We start from the raw sequence: 25,444 nt of genomic DNA on the forward strand, positions 1-25,444 counted from the left end.
TTCACTATGGTGTAAGTGATGAGGCCTTAGCGATATGACTATGCCAGGGGACTTAAGTCGATGGCTAAATCTTCGGTTTGTGCTTCGGGTTACGCGTCAATAATCACTCTGTCTCTGCTTTCGTGTTTAGCCTGGTAGAGGGCTGCATCGGCTCGCTCGAAAGTTTCATTTATCTGCTCAGTATCGAGAAGTTGTGCAGCACCTATAGACACTGTAACTGTAATTCTCTGATTTTTAAATTTAAAAGGAATATTTTTTACTTTTTCCCTTACACGATTGAGCAGATGTTTTATATCGGTAGCAGAGACATCGGGGATAAGTAGTACAAATTCTTCACCGCCGTAACGGGCTACAAATTCAGAATCCCTCAAGGAGTTTTTCAGCGCCATGGAGATCACCTGTAAGGTTTTATCGCCCGTGCTGTGACCAAAACTATCATTAATCGCTTTGAAGTGGTCTATATCGGCCACAGCCACCCATAGTGGATGTTTGTGACGTTGGTAATTGCGGTATTCGAGCTCCATACGCTCTTCAAGCGCCGCTCGATTAGGCAGTTGTGTTAAGGAGTCAAGCATAGTGAGCTTTTGTTGCTCAAATAGTCGTTCCTTGTAGACACTGGCTTCTTTACTTAGCTCATTAAGCTCATCACGCATGGTTTCGATGGATTTGCGTAGCAGGGCTTGTTCACGTTGCTCTAGTGCTTCTTTGCGGCCGAGGGCGGTGCGGATCGAAACCAGTTGTTCAGCCACCTGTGATTTGAGCTGGTCAATATCATTAATATCAATGACTGCTTCACCCACGTTATCCACCCGCGAATTAATTTCTCGATTAAGCTGTAGCTTGAGTTGGAAACTGCGTTGACTATTGTTATAGGAGTCGGTGACCACTTCTCGTACAGCCGATAGCGCATCGTTGAGTACATACAAAAATTCTTTTGAGGCACTTTTCTCTAGCGCAATATTTTCCAGCAATAGCGTTAATACGGTTTGATAGGCATCGATGAGGCCGTCAATATCAATCTCACCGGCTAAATAGTCTTTGATGACTAAAACTTGATCGCGCTGATCTTTGCGAAATTCGATTTCTGAGACCATCTGAGCCAATTCATGGGCGAGTTGGCGGTGTTTAGGTAACACAGAGAGGGCATCATCTTGGGCTAATTGTGCCTGTAAAATTGCATTATAAAAATTGACAAGACTTTTTACCTTAGGGAAGTAATCCCAGCAGGTGTAAAACGGTTTACCCAAATCTTGCTTAAAATAGGCGAGCTCTTTTGTGAGTTTGTCGGGTAATGAGTCAAATCGCTGTAGCTGGCGCACCACTTTAGTTAAGTTGGCGCGGCCATCTTCTAACTGCGCCATCATATAGTGATATTGCTGTTTAACTAAATGCTCAACTTCGACTAACTCAGGCAAGACCTCTTCGATATGTTCGATACTTGCCAGATTATGGCGCAATTTGGCTAACTTGTTATCGAGTTCGATACTTTGGCCTTTGCAGGCGAGACTGAGCTGGCTAATAAACTGCAGCAAAGCATGTTGGTTTTGGTTTTTTTGTTCGCTTAGCTCATTCAATGCGGTTTTAGCACTATGAAGCTTCTGCTGCAGAAGTGATAGTTGGGACACACTTGCCATGGAGTCTTTCATGCTAGACCTTATAATTGTAATTGAGCGTAATCATAATGGTAAAAATATCTTATGCAGCGCATCTAGCAATCGTTCAGTTGCATAGCACTTTAAAGCAAATTTCGATAACACTAATGGTATATCATTCATGAGCCTTAGCAAATGAACTTTAGACTAGAGATGCGTGCTTATCCGCAATTTTAACCTTTTAATCAATGGTTATATGATCACTTGGCCAACGAATAAGTGTTTTATCATCGTTGCATTCCACTTTAACCAAGCCGCGACTGATACCTTTTTCTAAGTGTGAGTAGAGCGGCGGAGAAAATATAGCAACAGGGGCAAAACTCAGCGGAATAATAGAGACAAAATAGTCTTTATTATGGCCAAGACTTATTGCACCAGCCACCATCATCTGAAGCACGTTAAAATAGATATTAGGTTCGAGCTTAATATCGGGATCTTGTAATAGTGGCAAGCTTAATATGCCTAAATGTAACTGAGCATCATTAAGCTTCGGTTGGGTTTCAAGCACGCGGCGAATATCGCCTAATAGCATCATTGGTGCTATCGATTGCTTGAGGGTGATAGCCAGCACACCGGGGCGAATTAAATAGCTGTCGCATTCTAACTGTAGATCTAATTGCGACATAAATTTCAGCATCACTTGCTGGTAGGCGTCTACCCCCCATTGGATGTCAATATTGTGTTTGTTAGTTAGCGAGATTAATCCCACCATGGCCAGTTTATCGGCTTGGCTTAGGGATTCAGTTAATCCACGGTAGCCATTAATTTCGCTGACGGGCTCATTAGTGAGTCGCTTTTTTAACGCCCCTTTTCGTAGGCTAATTTGTTGCTTACTGCGCCATTGATAAATACAGGTTAATAACAATATGGCTGCCAAGACTAGGCTAATCACTAATGCTGTTTTAAATTGAGCACTTTGTTGCTGTTGGATATTGCTCGTAGTTTTTAATTGGCTCAATTGCAGCACAAGTTTTTGTTCTGCCAGACTATTTTCGTTGGATTCAGGCTTTTCATTGGCTTGTTGATTAAGCTCATCGCTAAGATCGAGCAGTTGAGTCAACGCGTTGTGAGCTTTCTCTGTGTCACCAAGCGCTATAAAGGCCTGAGTACGATAGCGTAATGCCTCAACCATCTGCTCTAAGAGACTTTTTTCTTTAGCCAAAACAAAGGCCTTAGCGGCATAATTATTAACCATGTGCCAATCCTCAATACTGCTGGCAACTTGAGCGATAAGTAAGTCGTTGTATACCAAATAATGTTTGCTTTTTTTCTGTAAAAATAAGCTGTTGGCTTTTATTAAAAAGTCTAATGCTGTTTGGGCTTCATTGTTATTAAAATAGGCTTCACCTAAATTATGGAAGTTAAGCGCCTGCGCGGTGAGGTTACCGCTTTTAACATCAATTTGTTGCGCATTAAGATAATAATCGATGGCTTGATTCCATAATCCTTGCTCGGCATAAACAATCGCGATGGCAGTCATGCAACTGGATAAGTAATTATTGTTGTTGAGCGCTTTAAAACCGTCTGCCGCTTTGTGAGCATATTGTAGTGCTTCATCCCAAGATTGCAGTTCGCGATAAACCCGCGCTAGCCTAAGTGATAATATCGCATTCAAGAAGGGCTGGTTGATGTTTTCTGAGCGACGAATAGCCTGGGTGTAATGCTGTAATGCTTTGTTAAACTGTTCATTTTTAGTGTAAAACTTACCTAGTGCCGCTTCAGCGTTGGCGCTGAGATAGTCATTATTGAGCTGATAGGCTAGCTGTCGATATTGATTAAGGTGGAACTGAGCCTGAGCGGTGTGTAAGGTGATACGGTAGAGGTCGCCTAATTGATGATGAATATTGTGCCTAAGCAGCACAGTACGAACATCTTCAGAGCTATCCAGTTGATTAAGCGCTTGGGTGTAGAGTGCGATAGCTTGTTGGTAATCTTGCTTTTCTCTGCCAATTTTGCGTGCCTTTAGCATATATAATTTACTCATATCATAAGGCGTGTCGGCAATGGTTTCTAATGATGTAATAATGGCTGAGGCTTTGGATATGCTGGCGTTTTCCCCTAAGTCAGATTCAAGGTAAATGCGCGCCAGCCATTGCAGTTGCTCTTCTAACTCCTCAGCATCGAATCCATGCTCATGAGCTATTTGCCTAAATTCAGTGTCATTATTAAAGCTGAGATCAAAGTTGAGGGATTGCATCATCTCCTGAAAAAGCTGACTCGGCGTTTCCCTCAATTTAACCTCTTGCGACACGAGTTGAAGTTGACTATACGCAGCAGTCGCCACAGAGCAATACAAGAATGCAGGTACTAATAGACAGTAGAAAAAAGCGCGCATGGGTATCTCGCAACCACCTTGTTAAGGGCTTATTATGATTTTGGAATTATGTCCGTAACTCAATACTATTTTAGGTTTTAATCACGAACCTTATAAGGCAGCAATAATAACAGAAGCTGGTGTGTGAGAAACCAGCTATGCACTTGATTTTGATTTTAAATGTCTTTTTATTGCCCTCTCTTATGCTGAAGTCAAATGTCATTTCGACTTTAGTCTAACTCTGGCTTGTCTCGGTTAAGCTTGAGGTGTGATGGGCGAAGCAATAACAGATGCGATCATCTTGACGGTTAACTTACCGCGAATAGGTAAAAATAAGTATCAAGGGTGATCGATAAGCTTAAGCCGTTAGGTTTTAATTCTCGCTTTAAATGCAGGGATAACCTGTTATCAAAGCCTGATCTGAAGAGGTCTCTTTATCCACTTTCATTACCTATGACGTCGGCGCTGTGTCACATGAGTTCAAGGTTAAGTATGGGCCGCGATTATGTTGTCTTGAGTAACGTCGCCAGCAAGCAGCAATCTAACGTTTTTAGCATATCTGGTGTTAACGCTTAATGCGTGCGGATATGGTTGTCATATGAAACCCTATATGTGTCAAAATATTGGGGCAAGAGACCTAAGACAAAAAAGCCACCGCGGATTGCGGTGGCTTTTTATCAATTGCAGCTCAGTTAACCCATAAGGGGGTTAAGCCTTGCTCACTAACTTAGTGATTAAGTGCTTTACAGGCTATCTTCGAAACCGCCAAGCACTTCAACTAAGGCGTTCATCAAAGCAATTAATTCACTGCCCATTAAGGCAAAGTCTGCGTCCAGCCGTGCGATAGGATCTTCGGTGCCCACTTCGTCATTGCCTGCTCTAAACTCTTCAGAAAACTTCAGGCGTTTAATGCCAGCATCTGATTGCAGTACAAACGCAATGGATTGAGCAAAATGTAGTGCTAACTTATGTACTTGCTTACCCGTTTCGATATGGGCAAGGACCTCGTTTTCGGTCAGATCTTGCTGCTTGAAGCGTACAATACCACCTTCATCTGAGTCAGATTTGAGTTCGGCTTCATCTTGCATCTCAAACGGCGCTGGTGCGCTATTGGCTTTTAACCAATCGGTTAACTGAGTTTCGATAGGCGTTTTAAAGCTCAATGGAATAACTGGTAGCGAGCCTAATGCCTTTCGCAGTAGCGCGAGTAACTCTTCAGCCTTAGCGGCGCTTGAGCTGTCGACTAAAATCATATCGATTTCGGGCAAGATCAACGCATGAGTCTGGCTACGACGAGAAAAAGCGCGTGGTAACAAGGTCGTGGTGATCTCATCTTTTAATGCATCTTTCTCTTTTTTCGCCAGTTTACGATTTTCAGCATCTTCAATTTGCGTCACTTTTTCATCAAGTGCTTCTTTAATCACTTGTGATGGGAGAATTTTCTCCTCTTTGGTGACACAAATAAGGTGTCTGTCACCTGCGCTATGGACTAAGGTGTGCCCGAGTTTGCCTAATGCTTTTGAAAAGCCAAACTTGCTGATGTCCTGACTTGAGCAGGGAGAAAAGGTAAAGTCTTCAAGTGACTTCTCTAGCGCTTCTGTATCGACAGAGAAAGGTTTATTAAAACGATAAACAGTAAGATTTTTAAACCACATGATAGGCGCCCAATCAAAAATAAAGCCGCAGTGTAAGCCATTGTCGACGTCGGGTAAACCGCTATCGCTTAGCGGCAAAATGTCATAAAAAGTTCGCTTTTAGCATAATTCATCAAACTGTCACATTACTTTTAGTCTTGCTCAAAGCCTTACTCTGTATGGCTTTGAGAGCCAATCTTATCGTCTTCATACGCTTAGTGCGATGGCAATGCCAAAACATGAAATAAAACTGCAACATAAAAATTGCACACTTTCGGCCGTCCAAACCAATAACCCAGACGAACATACGTCGAAAGGATTTAATGATGAACGTTTTTTGTAAAACTCTGCTTGCTTCTGCGTTAGCGACTGCCACTCTTGCATCTGCACAGGCGGCGGATCCATTGACTGTTTACGGAAAGTTAAATGTGACGGCTCAATCTAATGATGTCGATGGTGATGCAACAACGACGATTCAAAGTAACGCGTCACGCTTTGGTGTTAAAGGGGATTTTGAGTTAAGCCAATCGCTCGAAGCTTTCTATACTGTGGAATATGAAGTCGATACCGGTGACTCAGCCAAGGAAAACTTCAAGGCGCGCAATCAGTTTGTTGGCCTTAAAGGTAACTTCGGGGCTTTTTCTGTTGGCCGTAACGATACTATGCTTAAGGTGTCTCAGGGGAAGGTTGACCAGTTTAACGATCTCTCGGGTGATCTGAAAAACTTATTTAAAGGTGAAAACCGTATCGAGCAGACTGCGACTTATATTACGCCAGCCTTTAGCGGTTTTACCCTTGGGGTGACCTATGCCGCAGAAGGTGCGAGTTCACAATATGCTCAAGATGGATTTAGCGTTGCAGCCATGTATGGTGATGCTAAGTTGAAAAAATCGCCTATCTTCGCCTCGGTTGCCTATGATGCAGACGTAAAAGGCTACGAGGTGGTGCGCGCCACGGTGCAAGGTAAAATTGCCGATTTAGTGTTAGGTGGTATGTATCAGCAGCAAGAGGCGACTTACACTAAGTTGGGTGAAGCGGTTGTCGGCGCCGAGAGTAAAACGGGCTACTTGTTAAGTGCGGCTTACACCATAGAGGCTATCGTGCTGAAAGCGCAGTATCAAGATATGGAAGATCTGGGTGATTCATGGTCAGTGGGTGGTGATTACAAACTGGGTAAACCGACTAAGCTATTTGCTTTCTATACCAACCGTTCATTAGAAGTTGAAGTTAACGATGAAAAATACTTCGGTTTCGGTTTAGAGCATAAATTTTAATGTGACTCTATAGCCGGCTTTAATTGCCATTAACGCTTAGCCAAAAACCCTTAATGTCAGCATTAAGGGTTTTCTGTTTGATGGGTCTTGCACTGTTAGCCATTAAAGGCAGTCATATCTATGTTGATTCACCTTGTATGGGGGCACTTAAATTAAGGTGATATTGTGGTGGCATAGGCAAGCTGCGCCTAGGGCCTGTTGATCTTTCAAGGTTGTTTTTGCAGGGAGTTGTTGCGTATTTATACAAGGCAGAAGCTTTGTTGTGTAGTTATTCTACATAAAAAGCTGAGAACGCAGTAAAAATACCCAACAAACGCTGCCCGAAGGGGTCGGCTAAAAACGTTTTACTCTTTGTTAAGTGAATTTTGCTTAGATGACTAGGCTGCAATCCACTCGCCTCGATTAACACGTTTTTGTCTCGAACAACATTCAACCAGCAAAGATCAACAGGCCCTAGGATAAAGCAAATAGGCTGAATAGAGGTGGCTTGGCAGGTAAGGCTGACTTGCCATAAATGCAAACAGGCGCCATTAACTCATCGTTAAGTGGCGCCTATTTATTGCGAGGTTATGCGAGGAGGATTTACTGGTCATCCTTCTGGGGGACATAACCTTCAATTTCGACCTCTTTACCTTCAAATAAAAAGTTGACCATCTGTTCTTCGAGGAACTTACGGTCGTCAACATTCATCATGTTGAGCTTTTTCTCGTTGATAAGCATGGTTTGTTTTGCTTGCCAAAGTGTCCATGCCTCTTGACTAATATTGTCAAAAATACGTTTACCCAACTCTCCAGGGTAAAGTTGGAAGGCTAGGCCGTCAGCCTCTTTCTTTAGATATTGGCAATTCACTATACGCGCCATGATTACTCCTTAATGACTACTGAACCTAGGCTGGCTAAAATACGCTCGGTTGCCGCAGCAAGGCCAACTTTCGGTGGATTGGTTATGTTATACCAGAGTGATGCATCATCTTCCATTACCAGATGGGCTTTCGCGGCCACTTTATCTTGGCTGTCACTTTGGACTATGGTGCCCTCTATGGCGGTGATATCGAGATGGAAATGGCTAAAGGTGTGCCTAAAGCTGGTGAGCGGCTCGGTTAAGTGCAGCCTAATTGCCTGTTGCTGGGCATAGTTATCCAACTCGGCTCGAGAGGAAAATTGAGGGAAACACCAGAGCCCGCCCCAAATGCCTGCCGGAGGACGTTTAATCATCATCACTTGCTTGTCATCACGGAGCACCAACATAAAGGCTTGTTTTTCTGGGATGCTTTTTTTAGGTTTTTTCCCTGGGAACTCGGTTTGGCGCCCCATTAACTGGGCTTTGCAATCGACAGCTACAGGGCACTGTTCGCACTTAGGTTTAGCGCGAGTACAGATGCTGGCACCAATATCCATCATCGCTTGATTGTATTGGGTAATGTGCTGTTTTGGAGTAAGGGCATCGGTAAGCTGCCATAGTTGCTCCTCAACCTGCTTTTTTCCTGGCCAGCCAGCGATGGCGCCGTGGCGCGCGAGCACTCTTTTTACATTGCCATCTAAAATCGGATGATGTTGACCAAGAGATAGCGATAACACCGCCCCTGCTGTGGAGCGACCAATGCCAGGTAGGGCTAATACTTGTTCAAATTCGGTAGGAAACTCGCCGCCATGCTGGGTGACGATAAGCTGGGCACTTTTATGCAAGTTTCGGGCTCTGGCATAGTAGCCTAGGCCTGTCCAATGGTGCAGGACTTCATCTTGCTCGGCCAGTGCGAGCTCTTTTATGCTCGGAAACCGCTGCATAAAGGCTTCGAAATAGGGAATAACGGTTGCGACTTGCGTCTGCTGCAACATGATCTCTGACACCCATACTTTATAAGGGGTTTTATCTTGTTGCCAAGGAAGGTGCTTACGGCCGTGTTCGGCGTACCAGCTAACAATGCGCTGGTGAAATGGCTCTTTTTTCATGGCGCACAGTGTATAGAGCGTATCTTGGTTTCTCAACCTAAATAGGCGTTAACCTATAGCGTTGGTCGCATCTATGATGATTATTGGTATACTTTGGCGACAATAGGGCTTGCACTGCACCAGTAACTTTGCATAATGCCTTTCTTTTTATGATTTCCAAATATATTAGGGCCTGTTGATCTTTCAAGGTTGTTTTTGCAGCGAATTGCTGGGTATTTATACAAGGCAGAAGCGTTGTAGTGTAGTTATTCTACATAAAAAGCTGAGAACGCAGTAAAAATACCCAACAAACGCTGCCCGAAGGGTTCGGCTAAAAACGTTTTACTCTTTGTTAAGTGAATTTTGCTTAGATGACTAGGCTGCAATCCACTCGCCTCGATTAAAACGTTTTTGTCTAGAACAAAATTCAACCAGCAAAGATCAACAGGCCCTAGTATCAAGGTTAACTACAATCTTGCTGGTGAGGCGCCGTTATCGGCAGATAACCCTAATTTAAGCTACATCAGAGACTATATGGCCATCGCTGGCAGATTATTGAGGCTAAAACAATGAGTGACGTTACCACCGCTGAATTTAATGAAGAGGGTAAATACCTTCGTAAAGTAAGAAGCTTTGTATTACGAGAAGGGCGTTTAACAAAAGGTCAAGCGGTTGCAATGGAGCAACAATGGCCAGTGATGGGGCTAGATTACTCGCCACAGCCACTGGATTTAGCCGCCATATTTGGCCGTGAAGCAGATACCGTACTTGAGATAGGTTTCGGTATGGGGGCCTCGCTGGTTGAGATGGCTAAGGCCGCTCCTGAGCTGAACTTTATTGGTATCGAAGTGCATAAGCCAGGGGTTGGCGCATGTTTAGCCGATGCCGCCGAAGCGGGCGTGACCAATTTACGCGTGTTCCATCATGATGCGGTTGAAGTGCTCGAAAACAGTATCTTACCTGGCTCTCTTGCGCGGGTGCAGCTGTTTTTCCCCGATCCTTGGCACAAAAAACGTCATCACAAGCGTCGTATTGTGCAGCCTGAATTTGTGCAGACGATTCGTAACAGCCTTAAGATTGGTGGTGTGTTTCATTTGGCAACCGATTGGGAAAATTACAGCGAGCATATGCTTGAGGTAATGAGCGCGGCACCTGGTTATAAAAATCAGTCTGTTACCGGCGATTTTGTGCCACGACCAGAGCATCGTCCCTTAACTAAGTTTGAAGCCCGTGGTCATCGCCTCGGCCATGGCGTATGGGATCTAATGTTCGAACGCTGTGAATAAGATTTTAACATTGCCATGATAATCAAATGATTAATTTGGCTGTATTTGAGTAAGTATTGTTAGCAATTAACGGGGTAAAATATGGCAACACGTAGCCGTCGTCTTCGCAAAAAACTGCGTATTGATGAGTTTCAAGAGTTTGGATTTGATGTTAACTGGACATTTGACGATTCAGTGTCAGAAGAGCAGATCGACACTATAGTGGATCAGTTTATTGCCCAAGTGATAGAGGCGCGTAAGTTAGGCTTCCACGGTGGTGGACATAAAGAGTGGGAAGGTATTATTGCCACTCAGTCTATCGGTAAGTGCACCGAAGAAGACCGTGAAGCGGTACGTGCGTTTTGGCAGCAACAACCGACAACCAAGGTTGAAGTTAGCGAGCTTTATGATATTTGGTGGAATTAATGCCCGAACAGGCATTATTAGAGCAGGTGGTGGCGCAAGTTCGCCCCCTGCTCGGCCAAGGCAAGGTCGCCGATTATATTCCTGCATTAGCTAATGTCGATCCCGGTAAGTTAGGCATTGCCGTCACCACCATTGATGGTACTACCATAGGTGCTGGTGATTATTTAGAGCCTTTTTCGATACAAAGTATCTCCAAAGTATTTAGCCTGACTGTGGCTCTCACCCTGTATGAAGAACTAGATATCTGGTCTCGCGTAGGAAAAGAGCCGTCGGGACAATCATTTAATTCCCTAGTGCAAATTGAACTTGAACGTGGCGTGCCGCGTAATCCGTTTATTAATGCTGGCGCTTTAATTATTGCCGATCTGTTGCACACACGCCTTGGCGCACCTAAACAGCGTATGCTGGAAATTGTCAGAGCCCTCAGCGGTAACCCACATATAGTCTATGACAAGCAGGTGGCTGCATCAGAATATGATCACAGCGCCCGAAATGCGGCTATTGCCTACTTGATGAAATCTTTTGGTAATTTCAATAATGATGTCAATAGAGTCTTAAAAAACTATTTTCATTATTGTGCCATGCGCATGAGCTGCGCCGATCTGTCTAAGGCGATGCTTTACTTGGCGAATGGCGGTAAAAGTTTATCGGGTGAGGCGATTGTGTCACCTATTCAGACACGTAAACTCAATGCCTTATTGGCTACATCTGGCCTGTACGATGGTGCAGGGGAGTTTGCTTATCGCGTCGGCATGCCGGGTAAAAGTGGTGTTGGCGGAGGCATTATTGCCGTTATTCCAGGTGATATGAGCGTGTGTGTTTGGTCGCCTGAGTTAGATAAAAATGGTAATTCACTTGCTGGTACCGCAGCCCTTGAAATGCTATCTCAATCTCTGGGTCGCTCGATTTTCTAATCTTTTATGAGTTAGCAATAGCGACTAACTACTGGTCAAAATTGCTAACGCCTCGGTTAAACACCTGCACCTAAACTTGATAACTGATTGATAATATAATGTATATGTGTTTTGGCATAAAATCTGTATTCATTTGGCTTAGTTAAAGTCAACTTATCGAGTGTTAACTATAGTGGTATCTCATGCCCAATATCTGATGATGACGACAGCGTGATACAGATAGCAATCGATATCGGCAATTTATGATTAAGGATTAATAATATGAATTACATCAATACCTCTTTGGGATTGTGTGCATTACTGGCTGTCAGCAGTAGTGTGCAGGCCAGCGAAAAAGGTAATCATTTCTCTTTTAGCAATGATAATAGCCAGTGTGAAGTTAGCCTCAATTATGATGTGGCGGTAGAGCCTCAGAAACTGGTGATATCAGAGGCCGAAAAAGAGGTGTATCGCATCGAGGTCGGTAAATTGTATGTCGATGGCGTAGAGGTGCAACTCGATGCCAAACAACGAACCTTGATTAACCAATATGCCGATGAAGTGTCGAGACAGCTGCCAGAGGTTATCGATCTTGTTCATGATGCTGTTAGTATCGCATCAACAGCGGTCAGTATGGCATTAACCCCTTTACTTGGTGATGCGAGTGGCGCAAAAATTGATGAAATGATGACGGGGTTAAGTCAGCGAATTGATACTGTTGCTTATCAAAATGGTGATAAATTTTACCTAGGTGCTACAGAGTCTTCACTGGAAGAGACTTTCGGCCAAGAATTTGAGCAACAGATGGAGCAGTTAGTGCAAAGCTCTATTGGTAGCATGATGATGACGTTAGGTAGCGAGATGATGAAAGGTGATGGCGACTCGTTTGAGCAAAAAATGCAAGCGTTCGCTACCAAGATGGATAATGTCGGTAAAGATATCGAAGTGCAAATTGAGCAACAAAGTAATGATTTGCAGCAGCGTGCCGACAAACTGTGTGATGACTTTCAGCAGCTGGTTGCGCTGGAGTCGCAATTGCGTCAACAAGTACCAGAGTTGACAGCTTATCCCCTAATGAATCCCCCTCAGAAACTATTGTTAGAATAACTGCGAACTGTTGCATCTTCTCTGGTAGGCCTTATATGGCTACATTTCCCCTACACTTGCCTTGGGTGTAGGGCTTTTTTGTTTGCATGTTGGTTACATTTCTCCATTTATCCACAGAATCAATGCTAATGCATGGCAGGAATTAGAATTAAAGCGTAAATTTTTGGTATACTTGCGAAAAATTATAACAATGCTGGCTAAATTTCGATGATGAAATGAGTAACAGTTTGACTCTACTGTTAAGTTATTTTTAATTATCACAGAGATAACCATAAACGGGTGGCTTATCACTATGGTTTACAACATATATTAATATGGTCGCAAACACCTTAAGGCTATTTAAATGTTAGAACTTTTAGAACCTATTGCAATTTTTACTCATGTTGCTCGTGCAGGTAGTTTTAGTTCCGCCGCGCGTAAATTGGGGATTTCTAAATCTAAAGTTAGCACCCAGGTTGCTGATTTAGAACATAAACTTGGTGTTCAGCTGATCCAGCGTACCACGCGTAGTTTGAGTCTAACCGAGGCCGGACAGTTACTCTATACCCAAGGTGAAGAGTTACTGAGAGATGCCGAGCAAGCGGTTGCGAGTGTACACAATCTTAATGATGCCACCCGCGGTGTACTTAAAGTGGGGATTTCACAGTCTTTTGGGACTATGCACCTTATCCCGGCATTACCTGATTTCATGGCTAAACATCCGGAGTTAGAATTACAGGTCAGCTTGTTAGACCATAAGGTGGATGTCGTCAGCGAAGGGTTAGATCTGCTATTAACTATGTCAGAGCAATTGCCGCTGGGTATGGTAGCAAGACCCTTAATGAAGTGTCAGTTTTTACTGCTGGCCTCGCCTGATTATGTTGAAAAGCACGGTTATCCTGAGCGTCCAGAGCAGTTAGTCGACCATAACTGTCTTGTGTATCAAGGAGAGTGGCATGAACATAGTGTTTGGCAGTTTAAGAAAGAAGATGATTATTGTGAGATAGGGGTCTCGGGTAATTTTAGGGTCGATAATGCACCAGCCCTAAAATCGGCTGCGATCAGTGGCTTAGGTGTGGTGTATCTTGCCAGTTATCTATTAGAAGATGAGGTAGCCAAAGGCACCTTAGTCCCTCTGTTGCCTGAATGGCAATTGACACACCATTTACCCCTGCAAGCTGTCTACCCTCGGCGTAAACATTTAGCTCCTAAGGTGAGTGCATTTATTGACTTTATCAAGGGGCATATCGGTGCGTCACCTTATTGGGATAGGCCTTATGAGTCGCTATATGCAAAGCGAAAGTAATGCTGTAGATTCGTTATTGTTTTTGCAATGGTTACTGTTTCTGCGGTGAGCTTGTGCAAGAGTAAACATTTAATTGAAAACATTGTTTTACTATTAGGATAATAAGCCTTTAGTGGGGTGGTTTGTATATTTTTTGTTTTTATTCAGATAGTTAATTAGTTTTCTGATTTGGTTTTAGTGCGTTTTTTAGCAGTGGCGAATGGTCAGCTATAATACACGTTGCACTACGTTCTTAATTTAATACAATGGTTGAAGTTGATTTGGGATGACCTGATCACGTTAAGTTGATTAAGAATGACCCCTCTTGATCGGTTTTATGCAGGTTAGCACTATGCAGTCTTAAATTGACGCTAGCAACGCTTTAATAACTAAAACAATGCTAGCTTTAACCATCATCCTAGTTTTTGGTTTACCCCAGCAAGGCTTGCTGGGGTGATTTTTCTTTAACCATTGCCTTTATTCAGCGCAATACTCTTCCTAACGATACAGGCGTTATTAAGCATTATTAGCCCAGTCCATTATTTGTTCCTCAAGCACATCAAGAGGGAGCGGCCCATTTTTGAGTAGCAAGGTATGGAATGCTTTAATATCAAATTTATCCCCCATCACTTGTTTGGCCTTTTCTCTAATATCGATGATCTTTAACATGCCAATTTTATAGGCTGTAGCTTGGGAAGGCATAACAATGTGTCGCTCGACCATTTTGACGGCATCAGATTTGGCATTTGGTGTGTTGGCCATGTAATAGTTGATGGCCTGCTCGCGTGTCCAACGTTTGGCATGGATCCCCGTATCGACCACTAAACGACATGAGCGCCATAGCTCCATGGCCAAGCGCCCGAAGTCGGAATAGGGGTCACTATACAATCCCATCTCTTTAGGAAAGTATTCGCTATACAGTCCCCAGCCTTCGATGTAAGCGGTATAACCACCAAACTTTCTAAACTTAGGCACCCCTTGTAACTCTTGGGCGATAGCTATTTGCATGTGATGGCCTGGCGTTCCTTCATGATAGGCTAGCGCTTCCAGTTGGTATTTTGGCATAGCTTGCATATCGTACAGGTTGGCGTAGTAAGTACCGGGGCGACTGCCATCGGGTGAGGGTTGATTATAAAAGGCTTTACCTGCGGACTTTTCCCTAAAAGCTTCGACGCGCTTAACGATCATTGCCGCTTTAGGTTTAACATTGAACACCTCATCGAGCCGGGCTGAGATATTATCAATTAAGCTGCTGGCTTGCTTCAGATAGGCTTTGCGGCCGCTCTCGGTGTTAGCATAATAAAATTGTTTGTCGCTGCGCATAAATTGGAAAAAGGCGTTTAAGTCACCCTCAAAGCCCACTTTTTCCATGATAGCGCGCATCTCTTGATGGATGCGCTCTACCTCTGTTAGCCCTAGCTGGTGGATGGTCTCTGCGCTCATTGCCGTGGTAGTCGTGCGGGCAAGGGCGTTGTTATAAAACGCTTCGCCGTGCTTAAATTTCCACACCCCATCTTTGTCATCAGCACGCTGCTCTAGTGTCGTAATATAAGCGATGAGTTTTTGGTATGCGGGCTTAACCTGGGTGGAAAGTGCTTTTTGGGCATCGTTTAATAGTGATTGTCGCTGCTTCGCGCTGAGCTCAAGCCTCTCGAGTTTACGCTTAAAATCGGCCCAGATGGCGCTATCTTTGGCTGTGTTAAATGGCGCGCCATCGATAATGTTGCGGCTATCAGAAAGGACATGTGCAAAGACAAACTTTGGCGCAATAATGCCTGCTTGAGCCCGCTCTTCGAGCGCTTGCTCTAATTGGGCAAAGTATTTGGGTACTGCATTTAGGCGGCTGATGTAGGCCTGCGCATCGGGAATCGATTGTATTTGGTGTTGGTTTATCAAGAAAGATGCGACCAGAGAGTGGCTGCCATACATCTGATTAACAGGGTAGTTGTACAAACGCCATTGGTGGTCGGCAATGCGCTGTTGCAGCTTTTGCGTTAATAGCTTGAAGCTCAGTTGAGTCTGTGTATCGAGCTGGCTGACTTTAAGCTGTTGCAGTTGTTGTAGGTGCTTTTGGTCACGCGCTAACTGGGCTTGTTCTGCCGACTTGCCCAGTTCATCCCATTTACCATAGTCGGTTTTTATGCCCAGTTCAGTTTGGCGTATGGGACTTGCCATCACATTTTCCATGAAAATGGTTTCAAATAGTTGATTGGCTTGCTGTGAATCACGGCTTTGTTTTGTCACGCCAATCCCCGAGGTTGCTGCCGGTTCGATGGAATTGTTGTGGGCGTTAGTGGTGCAGGGGAGCAGTGTTGATAGGGCTATCGCGACGACTGATATTGTTGTTTTTATAGTCATATTATGGCTTCCATTTAATAATGGCTGACATAATAAGCAAGGTGGCTGTAGATTTGTGAAGATAAATGTTAACAGATATTTCAACCAGTTCACAAGAAAGCAGCCTGCGAGATGTGCTCGCGGGCTGCAGGGACTTAATGGGGCACTTTTTAAAGTAGAAGTAAGACGGTTAATCGCAAAACTGTGCGAGTAGTTCGTTAACGAACATATTGCCCTTGGGGGTAAGCTGCCAATGCTCATCACCTATGACAACCAAGCCTTTTTGTTCACCTAGTAGCATCCCCTTATCGAGTACACTGCGATGTAACCCTGTGCGCTGCTCGAACTCTAGTTTAGGGATAGGTGACATCAGTCGTAACCTGTTCATTAGGTACTCTAGCGGGCGATCCTCATTGAGTACTTCACTTTTATCAAACAGGTGATCTACTGCACTGAGATAGCCCTTAGGGTGCTTAATTTTCACTGTGCGCCAAATGCGTTGTTCGGCTTCGAGAGTTATCTTGCCATGAGCACCACAACCTATGCCTAGGTAATCACCAAACTGCCAATAGTTGAGGTTATGTTGGCATTGATAGCCGGGTTTGGCATAGGCGGAGATCTCATATTGCTCATACCCAAGCTGTGCCAGACGTTGTTGCCCCTGTTCATATATGTGCCATAGCGCCTCATCGTCGGGCAGTTGTGGCGGTTTAGAGTGGAACAAGGTGTTTGGTTCAATCGTTAATTGATACCAAGACAGGTGCGGAGGGTTAAGTGCCGCCGCGGTTTCGATATCGTGCATGGCTTCGGCAAAGCTTTGATTAGGTAGCCCATGCATTAAGTCTAAGTTAAAACTGTTGTAATTAGCCTGCTGGGCTTTTTTTGCCGCTACTTTAGCTTCATCTTTATCATGGATACGCCCTAATAGATTGAGCTTGTCGCTGGCAAAGCTCTGAACACCAATCGATAAGCGCGTAACGCCTGCTGCACGGTAGGCGGCAAAGTCATCGTGCTCTAAGGTGCCAGGGTTGGCTTCCATGGTGATTTCGATATTGTCTTTAAAGGCAATTTGTGCTTTTACACCTTCGAGTAGCCGTTGTATTTGGATCGCATCAAACAGTGACGGCGTGCCGCCGCCAATAAAGATGGAGTGTAGCTTACGGCCTTGAACATATTGATGATCTTTGGCTAAGTCGACCAGCAGAGCATCAATATATTCCTGCTGGGGCAATTCACCATGTTGGCCATGGGAATTAAAATCGCAATAAGGGCATTTTTGGACACACCATGGGATGTGAATATAGAGGCTCAGCGGTGGCAGTAGTAACATTAGCCTAGTACGCCTTTGGCTTGTAACTCAGCAAGTAATAGTTGCATCGCCTTACCGCGGTGGCTTAAGGCATTTTTCTCTTCGCTGCTCATTTGTGCCGCGCTGCATTGATGATGCTCAGGGATAAATATCGGATCGTAACCATGGCCATTATCGCCTTTGGGCTCGAAAGCAATACTTCCTTCCCACGCCGCTTGGCAGATAATAGGGGTCGGATCATCTGCATGTCGCATATAGACCAAAATACATTGAAAACGCGCACTGCGCTGCTCGGAAGTCTCTTTTAATGCTACTAGGAGTTTATTATAATTATCGCTGTCACTGGCATTGTCACCGCCGTAGCGGGCCGAATAGATCCCAGGTGCGCCGCCAAGTACATCGACCTCTAGTCCTGAGTCATCGGCAATGGCCGCAAGCCCGGTAATTTTTGCGGCGTGACGCGCCTTGATGATGGCATTTTCAACAAAGGTAGTGCCCGTTTCTGGCACTTCTTCGACATTGAATTGGCTTTGGGGCAGTACTTCGATACCAAATTTACCTAAGATTTCTGCAAACTCTTTTAACTTACCTTTATTGCCGCTGGCTAACACTATTTTATTCATTTGGAGCACCAATGAGAGATGGAGATAACTGGCGGCAATGATACCCAAGCTAGGGCCGAAACGGTAGGGGGGAGTGCGTTTTACTTTGCTCTTTAACCGCGGCTAAAAAGCAAAGTGCTGTGTAGTCTGTGTAGGAGCTATCAAGCTGAAAATTACTATGGTTTTGGCTTAATCGACGTAAAATTTCTGTTTAAAGGTGAGCTGAGTATTGAGCTTATTGCCGTATTTTATCGCCACCTGAAAATTGATCTCTTGGTCATCACGATAAGGTACCTCTGCGATGTAGTAGATGGCGTCGCCTTCGCGTATTTCGCGAAAGACTAGATCCTGACGAGCATCGAGCAGATTATTGGCAATGCCCGAAATCTCCACCGGGATCGCCGGATTTCCCTCTTTGCTGGTGTCCAACACCGAGATATTTATTAATCCTGTGTAGCTACTGCGTTTTATGCCATAGGTTTTAGCTATGGTTGGCGTGACAAAGGTGCTGCCTAAGGCAATATAATGAATATCGTAATGGCCCACGCTGTGTTTTTGCTCGGCGTTAGCGTGACTTGCTATACCAAGTGACAGCAGTAGTACGCAAAATAATGAACGAAACATGGTTATCTCCTAGAGACTCTATATGGGTATTAGTATAGCTTTTAATGCTTAACTTTGGTGGTTTTAAGCATTGCGATTTTAAGCTTAGCGATTGAATTTAGGCGGTCGATTGGCTATCGCTAAACTCAGGGCTCGAGTAGGTTAGCAATCTCATCCGGTAGTTGCTTGGGCGCCAATACCTTTACTTGCTTATGGCGGCCCAATTCGCCTTTTTCGATGACAATATGGCTTTTAGGCACCTTAAACCGTTTGGCTAAATATTTGCTCAAATGAGCGTTGGCCTTGCCGTCGACAGGCGGAGCGGTGATCGCTACTTTTAGCTCCTCACCATGGGGGCCCACAATCTGGTCCCGGCTGGCTTTAGGTTGTATATAGAGCTTGAGCAGCAGATCACCTTGCACTTGTGTCACTGACGCCACTATACATTGGCCCAAAATGGCACGTATTGAGCGAGCAAAATATTGACAAAGTTAAGAATGATCATCATCACCAGTAACGATAAGTCTAACCCACCCATAGGCGGCAAAATACGGCGAATGGGCGACAATAGAGGCTCTGTTAGTTGTGCCATGACCATTTCTATAGGGTTATGGCCTTGGCTCACCCAGCTTAAAATCGCACGTAAAATTAACATCCAAAACAGCAATACCCCAGCTTCTTTAATCACTGAGACTACAGATATCAGTAAAATTGTCGGAATGCTAATAGCGGCGCCAGCGATTAAACTGAGTACGACAAACTTAGTCACAACCACTAACAAGGCAAGTACCACTGATGCGGTATCTAATGGCCCCATTGAGGGTAAAACTCGTCGCATTGGCGCGACAATAGGCTGGGTGGCTTTTACCACAAACTGGCTAAATGGATTGTAAAAATCGGCGCGAGCCAGCTGCAACCAGATGCGGATAATGACCACCATCAGGTACAGGTCGAAAACGGTACTGATTAAAAAGCTAAATGCGTTCATTGGATCTCTCTATTTAACGGTATTGAATTAAAATTGTTTAGCCATCTCTGCGGCGCGATCCATACAATCGTGCATTGCATTTCTGACGATGCCCCTTAAATTAGCTGCTTCAAATGCCGCTAATGCTTGCGCCGTAGTGCCGCCTTTAGAGGTGACATTTTCGCGTAACTGTCCGGCCGACAGTTGCGGATTTTGCTTAACCATTTGCGCGGCGCCAAGGGCGGCTTGCTGCACTAATTGACGAGCTAAATCTTCGTCAACGCCATCTTGCTTCGCGCTGTCAATCATAGCCTCCATCATCAGGAAAAAATAGGCGGGGGAACTGCCCGCTAATGCGATAACTTGATTAAGATCATCTTCTTTTGACACCCACACCGTTTCGCCGCCACTTTGCATGATTTGTTCGCACAGGGCTTTGTCTTGTGCTGACACCGACGGTTGCGCATACAGGCCAGTCATACCGTAGCCGATTTGCGTTGGCGTGTTTGGCATAGTGCGAATTAGCTTTATCGGCTGCTTAAAATAATCATGATAACGTGATGCCGCTACGCCCGCAGCTATGGTAATAATCAGTTTTTGTGATAAATCTAAGTCGCTCAATGCTTCGCATACTTGCTGCATTAGCTGAGGTTTTACCGCCAGAACGATAACATCGGCTTCAATAGCCGCTTGGCGATTATCATGTGACACCTTGATACCGAGTTGCTGCGATAAGAGTTGCAGCTTAGCTTCACTGGGGTTGGTGGCGTGGATGAGTTCAGCCGGATAGCCACTGTTGACTAAACCGCTGGCGATGCTGCGCGTCATGTTACCGGCACCAATAAAGCATATTTTTTTCTGTATCATAAGGGTCTCTGTTGTTTTGCCTAAAACTGCTGTTAATAATATTAGGGCAAGTGCTGAAAAAACAAGGCTTGTCAATCTAATAGACTAGCCTGCTGATGGGGCAGCATGTAGATTAACGCTTTACACCAACCTAATTTTACGCTCTTTAGTGCATCGCTATGCTATTTTCGGGCCTATGCTTACAAATCAACTATTGCTAACCCATTACTCCTGATTTTAGGCGATTGCAAATGGCAATTAACGCTAGCTACGGGCACCGAAAATGGCGCTGCCAATACGTACTAGGGTCGATCCAGAAGCTATCGCCATCTCCAAATCGTTACTCATACCCATCGACAGAGTATCAAGCTGTGGATACTTGACTTGCAATGCTTGATATAGCCGCTGCATGTGTGACAACTCTTGCTGTTGGCGATGTTTATCATCGGTTGCTGTAGGAATTGCCATTAGTCCGCGTAAACATAAATGTGGTAATGAGTCGATCACATCTGCCAATGCCGTTATCTGCTCCTCATCAGGGGGAAGCCCAGATTTACTGGCTTCTTTGCTGATGTTAATTTGAATACATACATTGAGCGGTGCGCGCTGCGGCGGGCGCTGCTCATTTAGGCGCTGAGCTATCTTGACACGGTCTAGGGTGTGCATCCAATCAAAGTGCTCGGCAATCACTTTCGTTTTATTCGATTGCAGCGGGCCGATAAAATGCCAATCGATATCTGGGTAGTCAGCTTTTAGGGCAATAATCTTAGATTCACCCTCTTGGACATAGTTTTCACCAAAAAGACGTTGTCCGGCCTCATAAGCGGCTACTATCTGAGAAATTGGCTTAGTTTTACTCACTGCCAGTAACTTTATTTCGTCACTATGACGTGATGAATTTTGCGCCGCATGAGCGATTCTTTGGTGGGCTAGCGCCAGTCTGTCTGCTATTGTTGTCATGGTCTACGTTTTTGGTTGAATGGATATCCCAAACTATGGAAATCACAGAGTTACTTGCCTTTAGTGTAAAGCACAATGCATCGGATCTACACCTTTCTGCAGGTGTATCGCCAATGATACGTGTAGATGGTGAGGTCAGAAAGATTAATCTACCTGCTTTAGACCATCAAGGCGTGCATAGCCTTGTATATGACATCATGAACGATAAGCAGCGCAAAGATTACGAAGAACATCTTGAAATCGATTTCTCCTTTGAAGTACCTAATTTAGCCCGTTTTCGTGTTAACGCCTTCAACCAATCTCGCGGTGCTGCCGCGGTATTTCGTACCATTCCCAGTGAAATCTTAAGCCTAGAAAAGCTCGGTGCGCCTGAGATTTTTAAAAAAATTGCCAGTTACCCACGCGGCTTGGTTTTGGTGACAGGGCCTACCGGCTCGGGTAAGAGTACCACCTTGGCAGCAATGATCGATTATGTTAATGAAAACCGTCATGATCATATTTTGACCATTGAAGATCCTATCGAATTTGTCCATCAAAATAAGCAATGCTTGATTAACCAACGTGAAGTGCATCGTCACACCCACAGCTTTAATGCTGCTCTTAGAAGTGCGCTGCGTGAAGATCCTGATGTGATTTTGGTGGGCGAGATGCGCGATCTCGAAACCATACGTTTGGCGATGACGGCAGCAGAAACTGGTCATTTAGTCTTTGGCACCTTGCATACCACCTCAGCGGCGAAAACCATTGACCGTGTGGTCGATGTATTCCCCGAAGGGGAAAAAGGTATGGTCAGAACCATGTTATCTGAATCGCTGCAAGCGGTGATATCACAAACCCTGATTAAGAAAGTGGGCGGTGGTCGTGTGGCAGCTCATGAGATCATGATGGGGACACCGGCGATTCGTAACTTAATCCGTGAAGATAAGGTTGCCCAGATGTATTCAGCGATTCAAACGGGTATGGCTCATGGTATGCAAACCTTAGATCAGTGTTTACAAAACTTGGTCAATCGAGGCCTCATCACTCGTGAAGACGCCATGTCAAAGAGTTCCAATAAGAACGCTAGTTTCTAAGTTAAGGTTTTATTATGGAAGTTCGTCCTTTTTTGAAAGTCATGGTCGATCGCAAAGCGTCGGATCTGTTTATCACTGCGGGTTTTCCGCCCAGTGCCAAAATCGATGGGGAGGTCAGGCAACTGGCCGAAAATCCGTTTACACCGCAGCAATCGCTTGAGTTTGTCGAAGCGTTAATGACTGAAGCGCAGCGTAAAGAGTTTCATGAAAGTCGTGAATGTAACTTTGCCTTTGCGGCCAAGGATCTGGGGCGTTTTCGTGTCAGCGCCTTTTGGCAACGAGAATCTCCCGGTTGCGTTATGCGCCGCATCGAAACCAAGATCCCTGAAGTTGAAGAGTTAAAGTTACCGCCCATTTTAAAAGATTTGGTCATGAGTAAACGTGGTCTCATCATCATGGTGGGGGGCACAGGTACAGGTAAATCAACCTCTTTGGCTGCATTAGTGGGTTATCGTAATGCTAATGCCCGCGGGCATATTTTAACTATCGAAGACCCTGTCGAATTTGTACATGATCACCGTAAGAGCATTATTACCCAGCGCGAAGTGGGTATCGATACCGAATCGTTTGATGCCGCGCTTAAAAGTTCGTTACGTCAGGCTCCCGATGTTATTTTGATTGGTGAGATCCGTAGTCAAGAAACCATGGAATTTGCCCTCTCCTTTGCCGAAACGGGCCACTTATGTATGGCGACGCTACACGCTAACAATGCCAACCAAGCGTTAGATCGTATTATGCACCTAGTCCCTCAGAGTAAGCATCAGCAGTTACTGTTTGATTTATCGCTTAACTTACGGGGTATTGTGGCGCAGCAACTGGTGCCAAAAAGTGATGGTAATGGACGCCGGGCCGCCATTGAAGTGCTGATTAACACTCCACGTGTGGCCAGTTTGATTGCTAAAAACGAACTGCATGTGTTAAAAGAGACCATGGCCAAGTCTAATGAGCAGGGCATGCAAACATTCGATCAGGCGTTATTAAAGCTCTATGTTGAGGGCGAGATAAGCTATGCCGATGCACTGCATCATGCCGACTCCCCCAACGACTTGCGTTTAATGATCAAATTGCAAAGTAGTGAGTCTACCAGCTCAGGTTTCATGGAAGGTGTGACCTTAGACTTAGATTAACGTCTTTCGCTAATAAAGCCGATAACCTGTATGGTTATCGGCTTTTTCATGATGTTTGGGGGGCTAACTAAAGGTTATCAACTGAACCCTATTCTCCGCTGAAGAATCTTTCGATGCTGTGATCTAATACACTGATTAACACGTATATTCACCTTTACAATGCTGGAGATATCACGATGAAATCGATATTATTACCCTTAGTTGTTTTAGGCATGGCAAGCTTATCAAGCCAAGCAAGTGCGGCTGAATGTGCCGAGTTTTTCCAAGTTGAGGCGCGTAAGTTGCATTCTGAGCAAGCGCTCGACTTGTGTAAGTTAACTCAAGGCAAGCCAGTATTGGTGGTTAATACTGCCAGTCATTGTGGTTATACCTCACAATTTAAAGGGTTGGAGCAACTTCACCAGCGCTATAAAGACAGTGGCTTGGTGGTATTAGGGTTTCCTTCTAATGACTTTAATCAAGAAGAAGCACAGGAGGTGAAGACCGCCGATGTGTGTTACATCAATTACGGCGTGACCTTTACTATGCTGGCCACAGGCGCGGTGAAAGGCGATGCGGCTCAGCGTCCATTTGACCACTTAGCCGCGGTGACTAAAGCTCCCAGCTGGAACTTTAATAAATACTTAATCAGCGCCGACGGTAAACAAGTTCAACGATTTGCTTCTAGTGTAAAACCTAACGACAGTGTGTTAATTGAAGCAATTGAAAAGCAATTATAAAAATTGAAAATCAGGGAGTTAAATTGGCTAAATATATTGGCTTAACCAAAGAACAAGGGCATCAAAAGCGATCGAAAGTAACGGTATTGCTGATGAATTTAGGCACCCCTAGCGCACCGACAACATCAGCAGTGCGTCGTTATTTGGCCGAGTTTTTGGCCGATCCGCGTGTGGTCGAGATCCCTAAGCTACTTTGGATGATCATTTTACATGGCATTATTTTGCGAGTGAGACCCGCTAAATCGGCCGCCTTATACAAGCAAATTTGGGGAGAGTCAGGCTCGCCATTGATGGAGATAACCCAAAAACAGACGGCAAAGTTAGCAGAGCGGTTTCGTGAGCGCGGTGATGACATTAATGTCGATTTCTGTATGCGTTACGGTGAGCCAAGTGTTAAAGACACCCTAAACCGTTTACATCAACAAGGTACAGACAAGCTAGTCGTGTTGCCATTGTATCCTCAATATGCGGCGCCAACGACGGCATCGGCGTTTGATGCCTTGACCTTAGAGCTGCGTAACTGGCGCTATCTTCCCAGCGTACATTTTATTAACACCTACCATGACAACCCTGATTATATTGCCGCATTGGCCGACTCTATTCAGCGTGATTTTGACAAGCATGGTAAGCCGAAGAAGCTGGTTATCTCTTATCACGGCATGCCAGAGCGTAATCTGCATTTAGGCGATCCTTACTCTTGTTTTTGTCATAAAACCACCCGTTTAGTGGTGGAAAAGCTAGGTCTTACTGAGAGTGATTACATTACCACCTTCCAATCTCGATTTGGTAAGGCCAAATGGCTAACGCCTTATACCGATGAGACCTTGCAACGTTTGGGTAACGAAGGTGTTGAGGATGTCGCCATTATCTGCCCAGCATTTAGTGCCGACTGTTTAGAGACGTTAGAAGAGATTGAACATGAAAATCGTCAGGTGTTTATCGAAGCTGGCGGCAAGCAGTATCGTTATATTGCTGCGCTAAACGATGATGATGCGCATATTGCGATGATGGAAAATTTAGTTAAGCCTTACTTGGTTTAACACACTCAATATTCATCACTTGTAAATATCTATAGGCCTTCCAACGAAGGCCTATTTTATTTTGGTGCACAGTTTGTTGGCCTTGGAATGAAGAGTAATGACAT

Annotated in this window: 23 protein-coding genes; 10 read left to right on the forward strand and 13 right to left on the reverse strand. The window is 44.7% G+C overall.

Going from position 1 to position 25,444, the window contains the following annotated elements; translation table 11 throughout:
* Positions 1-89 precede the first annotated feature (89 nt).
* From DN599_RS15530 to rdgC, 3 genes are all read right to left on the reverse strand, one after another.
* Positions 90-1,646 (reverse strand): GGDEF domain-containing protein, encoded by a 1,557-nt coding sequence (locus tag DN599_RS15530; protein WP_110458510.1) that lies wholly within the window; start codon positions 1,644-1,646, stop codon positions 90-92.
* A gap of 187 nt (positions 1,647-1,833) precedes the next feature.
* Positions 1,834-3,987 carry a tetratricopeptide repeat protein gene (locus tag DN599_RS15535; protein ID WP_110458511.1) on the reverse strand — a complete coding sequence of 718 codons (2,154 nt, stop codon included), beginning with the start codon at positions 3,985-3,987 and terminating at the stop codon, positions 1,834-1,836.
* A gap of 722 nt (positions 3,988-4,709) precedes the next feature.
* Positions 4,710-5,621, reverse strand: coding sequence for a recombination-associated protein RdgC (gene rdgC / locus DN599_RS15540; protein ID WP_110458676.1), 912 nt, complete (start codon positions 5,619-5,621; stop codon positions 4,710-4,712).
* Positions 5,622-5,923: 302 nt separating this feature from the next.
* Here rdgC and DN599_RS15545 point away from each other — a divergent pair, with 302 nt between their 5' ends.
* Positions 5,924-6,874: a porin gene (locus DN599_RS15545; protein ID WP_162599227.1), complete on the forward strand. Its 951-nt coding sequence runs from the start codon at positions 5,924-5,926 to the stop codon at positions 6,872-6,874.
* A gap of 582 nt (positions 6,875-7,456) precedes the next feature.
* Here the strand turns inward: DN599_RS15545 and DN599_RS15555 are convergent.
* Both DN599_RS15555 and mutY read right to left on the reverse strand, forming a co-directional pair.
* Positions 7,457-7,735 carry an oxidative damage protection protein gene (locus DN599_RS15555; RefSeq protein ID WP_110458514.1) on the reverse strand — a complete coding sequence of 93 codons (279 nt, stop codon included), beginning with the start codon at positions 7,733-7,735 and terminating at the stop codon, positions 7,457-7,459.
* A gap of 2 nt (positions 7,736-7,737) precedes the next feature.
* Complete coding sequence (mutY, locus tag DN599_RS15560) at positions 7,738-8,823, reverse strand: A/G-specific adenine glycosylase (protein WP_110458515.1); 1,086 nt, start codon at positions 8,821-8,823, stop codon at positions 7,738-7,740.
* A 548-nt stretch (positions 8,824-9,371) separates the two neighbouring features.
* On the opposite strand from mutY, the gene trmB reads away from it, so the two are divergent.
* From trmB to DN599_RS15590, 5 genes are all read left to right on the forward strand, one after another.
* Positions 9,372-10,088: a tRNA (guanosine(46)-N7)-methyltransferase TrmB gene (trmB, locus tag DN599_RS15570; protein ID WP_110458517.1), complete on the forward strand. Its 717-nt coding sequence runs from the start codon at positions 9,372-9,374 to the stop codon at positions 10,086-10,088.
* Between the two features lie 81 nt (positions 10,089-10,169).
* Complete coding sequence (locus DN599_RS15575; RefSeq protein ID WP_110458518.1) at positions 10,170-10,493, forward strand: YggL family protein; 324 nt, start codon at positions 10,170-10,172, stop codon at positions 10,491-10,493.
* Positions 10,493-11,407, forward strand: a complete 915-nt coding sequence (glsB, locus tag DN599_RS15580) for a glutaminase B (protein ID WP_110458519.1) — start codon at positions 10,493-10,495, stop codon at positions 11,405-11,407. The genes DN599_RS15575 and glsB overlap by 1 nt, the downstream gene beginning before the upstream one ends.
* A 261-nt stretch (positions 11,408-11,668) precedes the next feature.
* The gene (locus tag DN599_RS15585) at positions 11,669-12,493 is read left to right on the forward strand and encodes a YggN family protein (protein WP_110458520.1); all 825 of its coding nucleotides are present in this window, start codon (positions 11,669-11,671) and stop codon (positions 12,491-12,493) included.
* A 343-nt stretch (positions 12,494-12,836) separates the two neighbouring features.
* Positions 12,837-13,778, forward strand: a complete 942-nt coding sequence (locus DN599_RS15590; protein WP_110458521.1) for a LysR family transcriptional regulator — start codon at positions 12,837-12,839, stop codon at positions 13,776-13,778.
* A 495-nt stretch (positions 13,779-14,273) separates the two neighbouring features.
* Here the strand turns inward: DN599_RS15590 and DN599_RS15595 are convergent, their stop codons facing one another.
* The 8 genes from DN599_RS15595 to DN599_RS15630 all read right to left on the reverse strand — a co-directional run bounded on the left by DN599_RS15595 (position 14,274) and on the right by DN599_RS15630 (position 21,381).
* The gene (locus tag DN599_RS15595) at positions 14,274-16,115 is read right to left on the reverse strand and encodes a DUF885 domain-containing protein (protein ID WP_110458522.1); all 1,842 of its coding nucleotides are present in this window, start codon (positions 16,113-16,115) and stop codon (positions 14,274-14,276) included.
* A 169-nt stretch (positions 16,116-16,284) separates the two neighbouring features.
* Positions 16,285-17,424: a radical SAM family heme chaperone HemW gene (gene hemW / locus DN599_RS15600; RefSeq protein ID WP_110458523.1), complete on the reverse strand. Its 1,140-nt coding sequence runs from the start codon at positions 17,422-17,424 to the stop codon at positions 16,285-16,287.
* A complete protein-coding gene (gene rdgB, locus DN599_RS15605) occupies positions 17,424-18,026 on the reverse strand; it encodes an RdgB/HAM1 family non-canonical purine NTP pyrophosphatase (protein WP_110458524.1) in 603 nt (200 codons plus the stop codon). The genes hemW and rdgB overlap by 1 nt, the downstream gene beginning before the upstream one ends.
* Before the next feature lie 168 nt (positions 18,027-18,194).
* Positions 18,195-18,629 (reverse strand): DUF4426 domain-containing protein, encoded by a 435-nt coding sequence (locus DN599_RS15610; RefSeq protein WP_110458525.1) that lies wholly within the window; start codon positions 18,627-18,629, stop codon positions 18,195-18,197.
* A 125-nt stretch (positions 18,630-18,754) separates the two neighbouring features.
* Positions 18,755-19,048: a DUF167 family protein YggU gene (gene yggU / locus DN599_RS15615; RefSeq protein WP_110458526.1), complete on the reverse strand. Its 294-nt coding sequence runs from the start codon at positions 19,046-19,048 to the stop codon at positions 18,755-18,757.
* Positions 19,048-19,596: a YggT family protein gene (locus tag DN599_RS15620; protein WP_110458527.1), complete on the reverse strand. Its 549-nt coding sequence runs from the start codon at positions 19,594-19,596 to the stop codon at positions 19,048-19,050. The genes yggU and DN599_RS15620 overlap by 1 nt, the downstream gene beginning before the upstream one ends.
* A 27-nt stretch (positions 19,597-19,623) precedes the next feature.
* Positions 19,624-20,442, reverse strand: coding sequence for a pyrroline-5-carboxylate reductase (proC, locus tag DN599_RS15625; protein ID WP_110458528.1), 819 nt, complete (start codon positions 20,440-20,442; stop codon positions 19,624-19,626).
* A gap of 243 nt (positions 20,443-20,685) precedes the next feature.
* Positions 20,686-21,381 (reverse strand): YggS family pyridoxal phosphate-dependent enzyme, encoded by a 696-nt coding sequence (locus DN599_RS15630; protein WP_110458529.1) that lies wholly within the window; start codon positions 21,379-21,381, stop codon positions 20,686-20,688.
* A gap of 35 nt (positions 21,382-21,416) precedes the next feature.
* On the opposite strand from DN599_RS15630, the gene DN599_RS15635 reads away from it, so the two are divergent.
* The 4 genes from DN599_RS15635 (at position 21,417) to hemH (ending at position 25,340) form a co-directional block, all read left to right on the forward strand.
* Positions 21,417-22,454, forward strand: coding sequence for a type IV pilus twitching motility protein PilT (locus DN599_RS15635; RefSeq protein WP_110458530.1), 1,038 nt, complete (start codon positions 21,417-21,419; stop codon positions 22,452-22,454).
* A 14-nt stretch (positions 22,455-22,468) separates the two neighbouring features.
* On the forward strand, positions 22,469-23,581 hold the full coding sequence (locus tag DN599_RS15640) for a PilT/PilU family type 4a pilus ATPase (RefSeq protein WP_110458531.1): 1,113 nt from the start codon (positions 22,469-22,471) through the stop codon (positions 23,579-23,581).
* Between the two features lie 176 nt (positions 23,582-23,757).
* Positions 23,758-24,300 (forward strand): glutathione peroxidase, encoded by a 543-nt coding sequence (locus DN599_RS15645; protein WP_110458532.1) that lies wholly within the window; start codon positions 23,758-23,760, stop codon positions 24,298-24,300.
* Positions 24,301-24,323: 23 nt separating this feature from the next.
* Positions 24,324-25,340, forward strand: a complete 1,017-nt coding sequence (hemH, locus tag DN599_RS15650) for a ferrochelatase (RefSeq protein ID WP_110458533.1) — start codon at positions 24,324-24,326, stop codon at positions 25,338-25,340.
* Positions 25,341-25,444: the final 104 nt, after the last annotated feature.

Origin of the sequence: Shewanella algidipiscicola (genome assembly GCF_900380485.1) — a bacterium.
Lineage (GTDB): Bacteria > Pseudomonadota > Gammaproteobacteria > Enterobacterales > Shewanellaceae > Shewanella > Shewanella algidipiscicola.

Coding starts and splice junctions, on each gene's coding strand:
- DN599_RS15555 (WP_110458514.1), bottom strand. CDS start 7,735: ATGGCGCGTATAGTGAATTGCCAATATCTAAAGAAAGAGGCTGACGGC.
- DN599_RS15630 (WP_110458529.1), bottom strand. CDS start 21,381: ATGACAACAATAGCAGACAGACTGGCGCTAGCCCACCAAAGAATCGCT.
- proC (WP_110458528.1), bottom strand. CDS start 20,442: ATGATACAGAAAAAAATATGCTTTATTGGTGCCGGTAACATGACGCGC.
- DN599_RS15530 (WP_110458510.1), bottom strand. CDS start 1,646: ATGAAAGACTCCATGGCAAGTGTGTCCCAACTATCACTTCTGCAGCAG.
- trmB (WP_110458517.1), top strand. CDS start 9,372: ATGAGTGACGTTACCACCGCTGAATTTAATGAAGAGGGTAAATACCTT.
- DN599_RS15585 (WP_110458520.1), top strand. CDS start 11,669: ATGAATTACATCAATACCTCTTTGGGATTGTGTGCATTACTGGCTGTC.
- mutY (WP_110458515.1), bottom strand. CDS start 8,823: ATGAAAAAAGAGCCATTTCACCAGCGCATTGTTAGCTGGTACGCCGAA.
- DN599_RS15610 (WP_110458525.1), bottom strand. CDS start 18,629: ATGTTTCGTTCATTATTTTGCGTACTACTGCTGTCACTTGGTATAGCA.
- DN599_RS15640 (WP_110458531.1), top strand. CDS start 22,469: ATGGAAGTTCGTCCTTTTTTGAAAGTCATGGTCGATCGCAAAGCGTCG.
- DN599_RS15590 (WP_110458521.1), top strand. CDS start 12,837: ATGTTAGAACTTTTAGAACCTATTGCAATTTTTACTCATGTTGCTCGT.
- DN599_RS15545 (WP_162599227.1), top strand. CDS start 5,924: ATGATGAACGTTTTTTGTAAAACTCTGCTTGCTTCTGCGTTAGCGACT.
- DN599_RS15645 (WP_110458532.1), top strand. CDS start 23,758: ATGAAATCGATATTATTACCCTTAGTTGTTTTAGGCATGGCAAGCTTA.
- DN599_RS15635 (WP_110458530.1), top strand. CDS start 21,417: ATGGAAATCACAGAGTTACTTGCCTTTAGTGTAAAGCACAATGCATCG.
- DN599_RS15535 (WP_110458511.1), bottom strand. CDS start 3,987: ATGCGCGCTTTTTTCTACTGTCTATTAGTACCTGCATTCTTGTATTGC.
- DN599_RS15620 (WP_110458527.1), bottom strand. CDS start 19,596: ATGAACGCATTTAGCTTTTTAATCAGTACCGTTTTCGACCTGTACCTG.
- rdgB (WP_110458524.1), bottom strand. CDS start 18,026: ATGAATAAAATAGTGTTAGCCAGCGGCAATAAAGGTAAGTTAAAAGAG.
- rdgC (WP_110458676.1), bottom strand. CDS start 5,621: ATGTGGTTTAAAAATCTTACTGTTTATCGTTTTAATAAACCTTTCTCT.
- DN599_RS15595 (WP_110458522.1), bottom strand. CDS start 16,115: ATGACTATAAAAACAACAATATCAGTCGTCGCGATAGCCCTATCAACA.
- DN599_RS15575 (WP_110458518.1), top strand. CDS start 10,170: ATGGCAACACGTAGCCGTCGTCTTCGCAAAAAACTGCGTATTGATGAG.
- glsB (WP_110458519.1), top strand. CDS start 10,493: ATGCCCGAACAGGCATTATTAGAGCAGGTGGTGGCGCAAGTTCGCCCC.
- hemW (WP_110458523.1), bottom strand. CDS start 17,424: ATGTTACTACTGCCACCGCTGAGCCTCTATATTCACATCCCATGGTGT.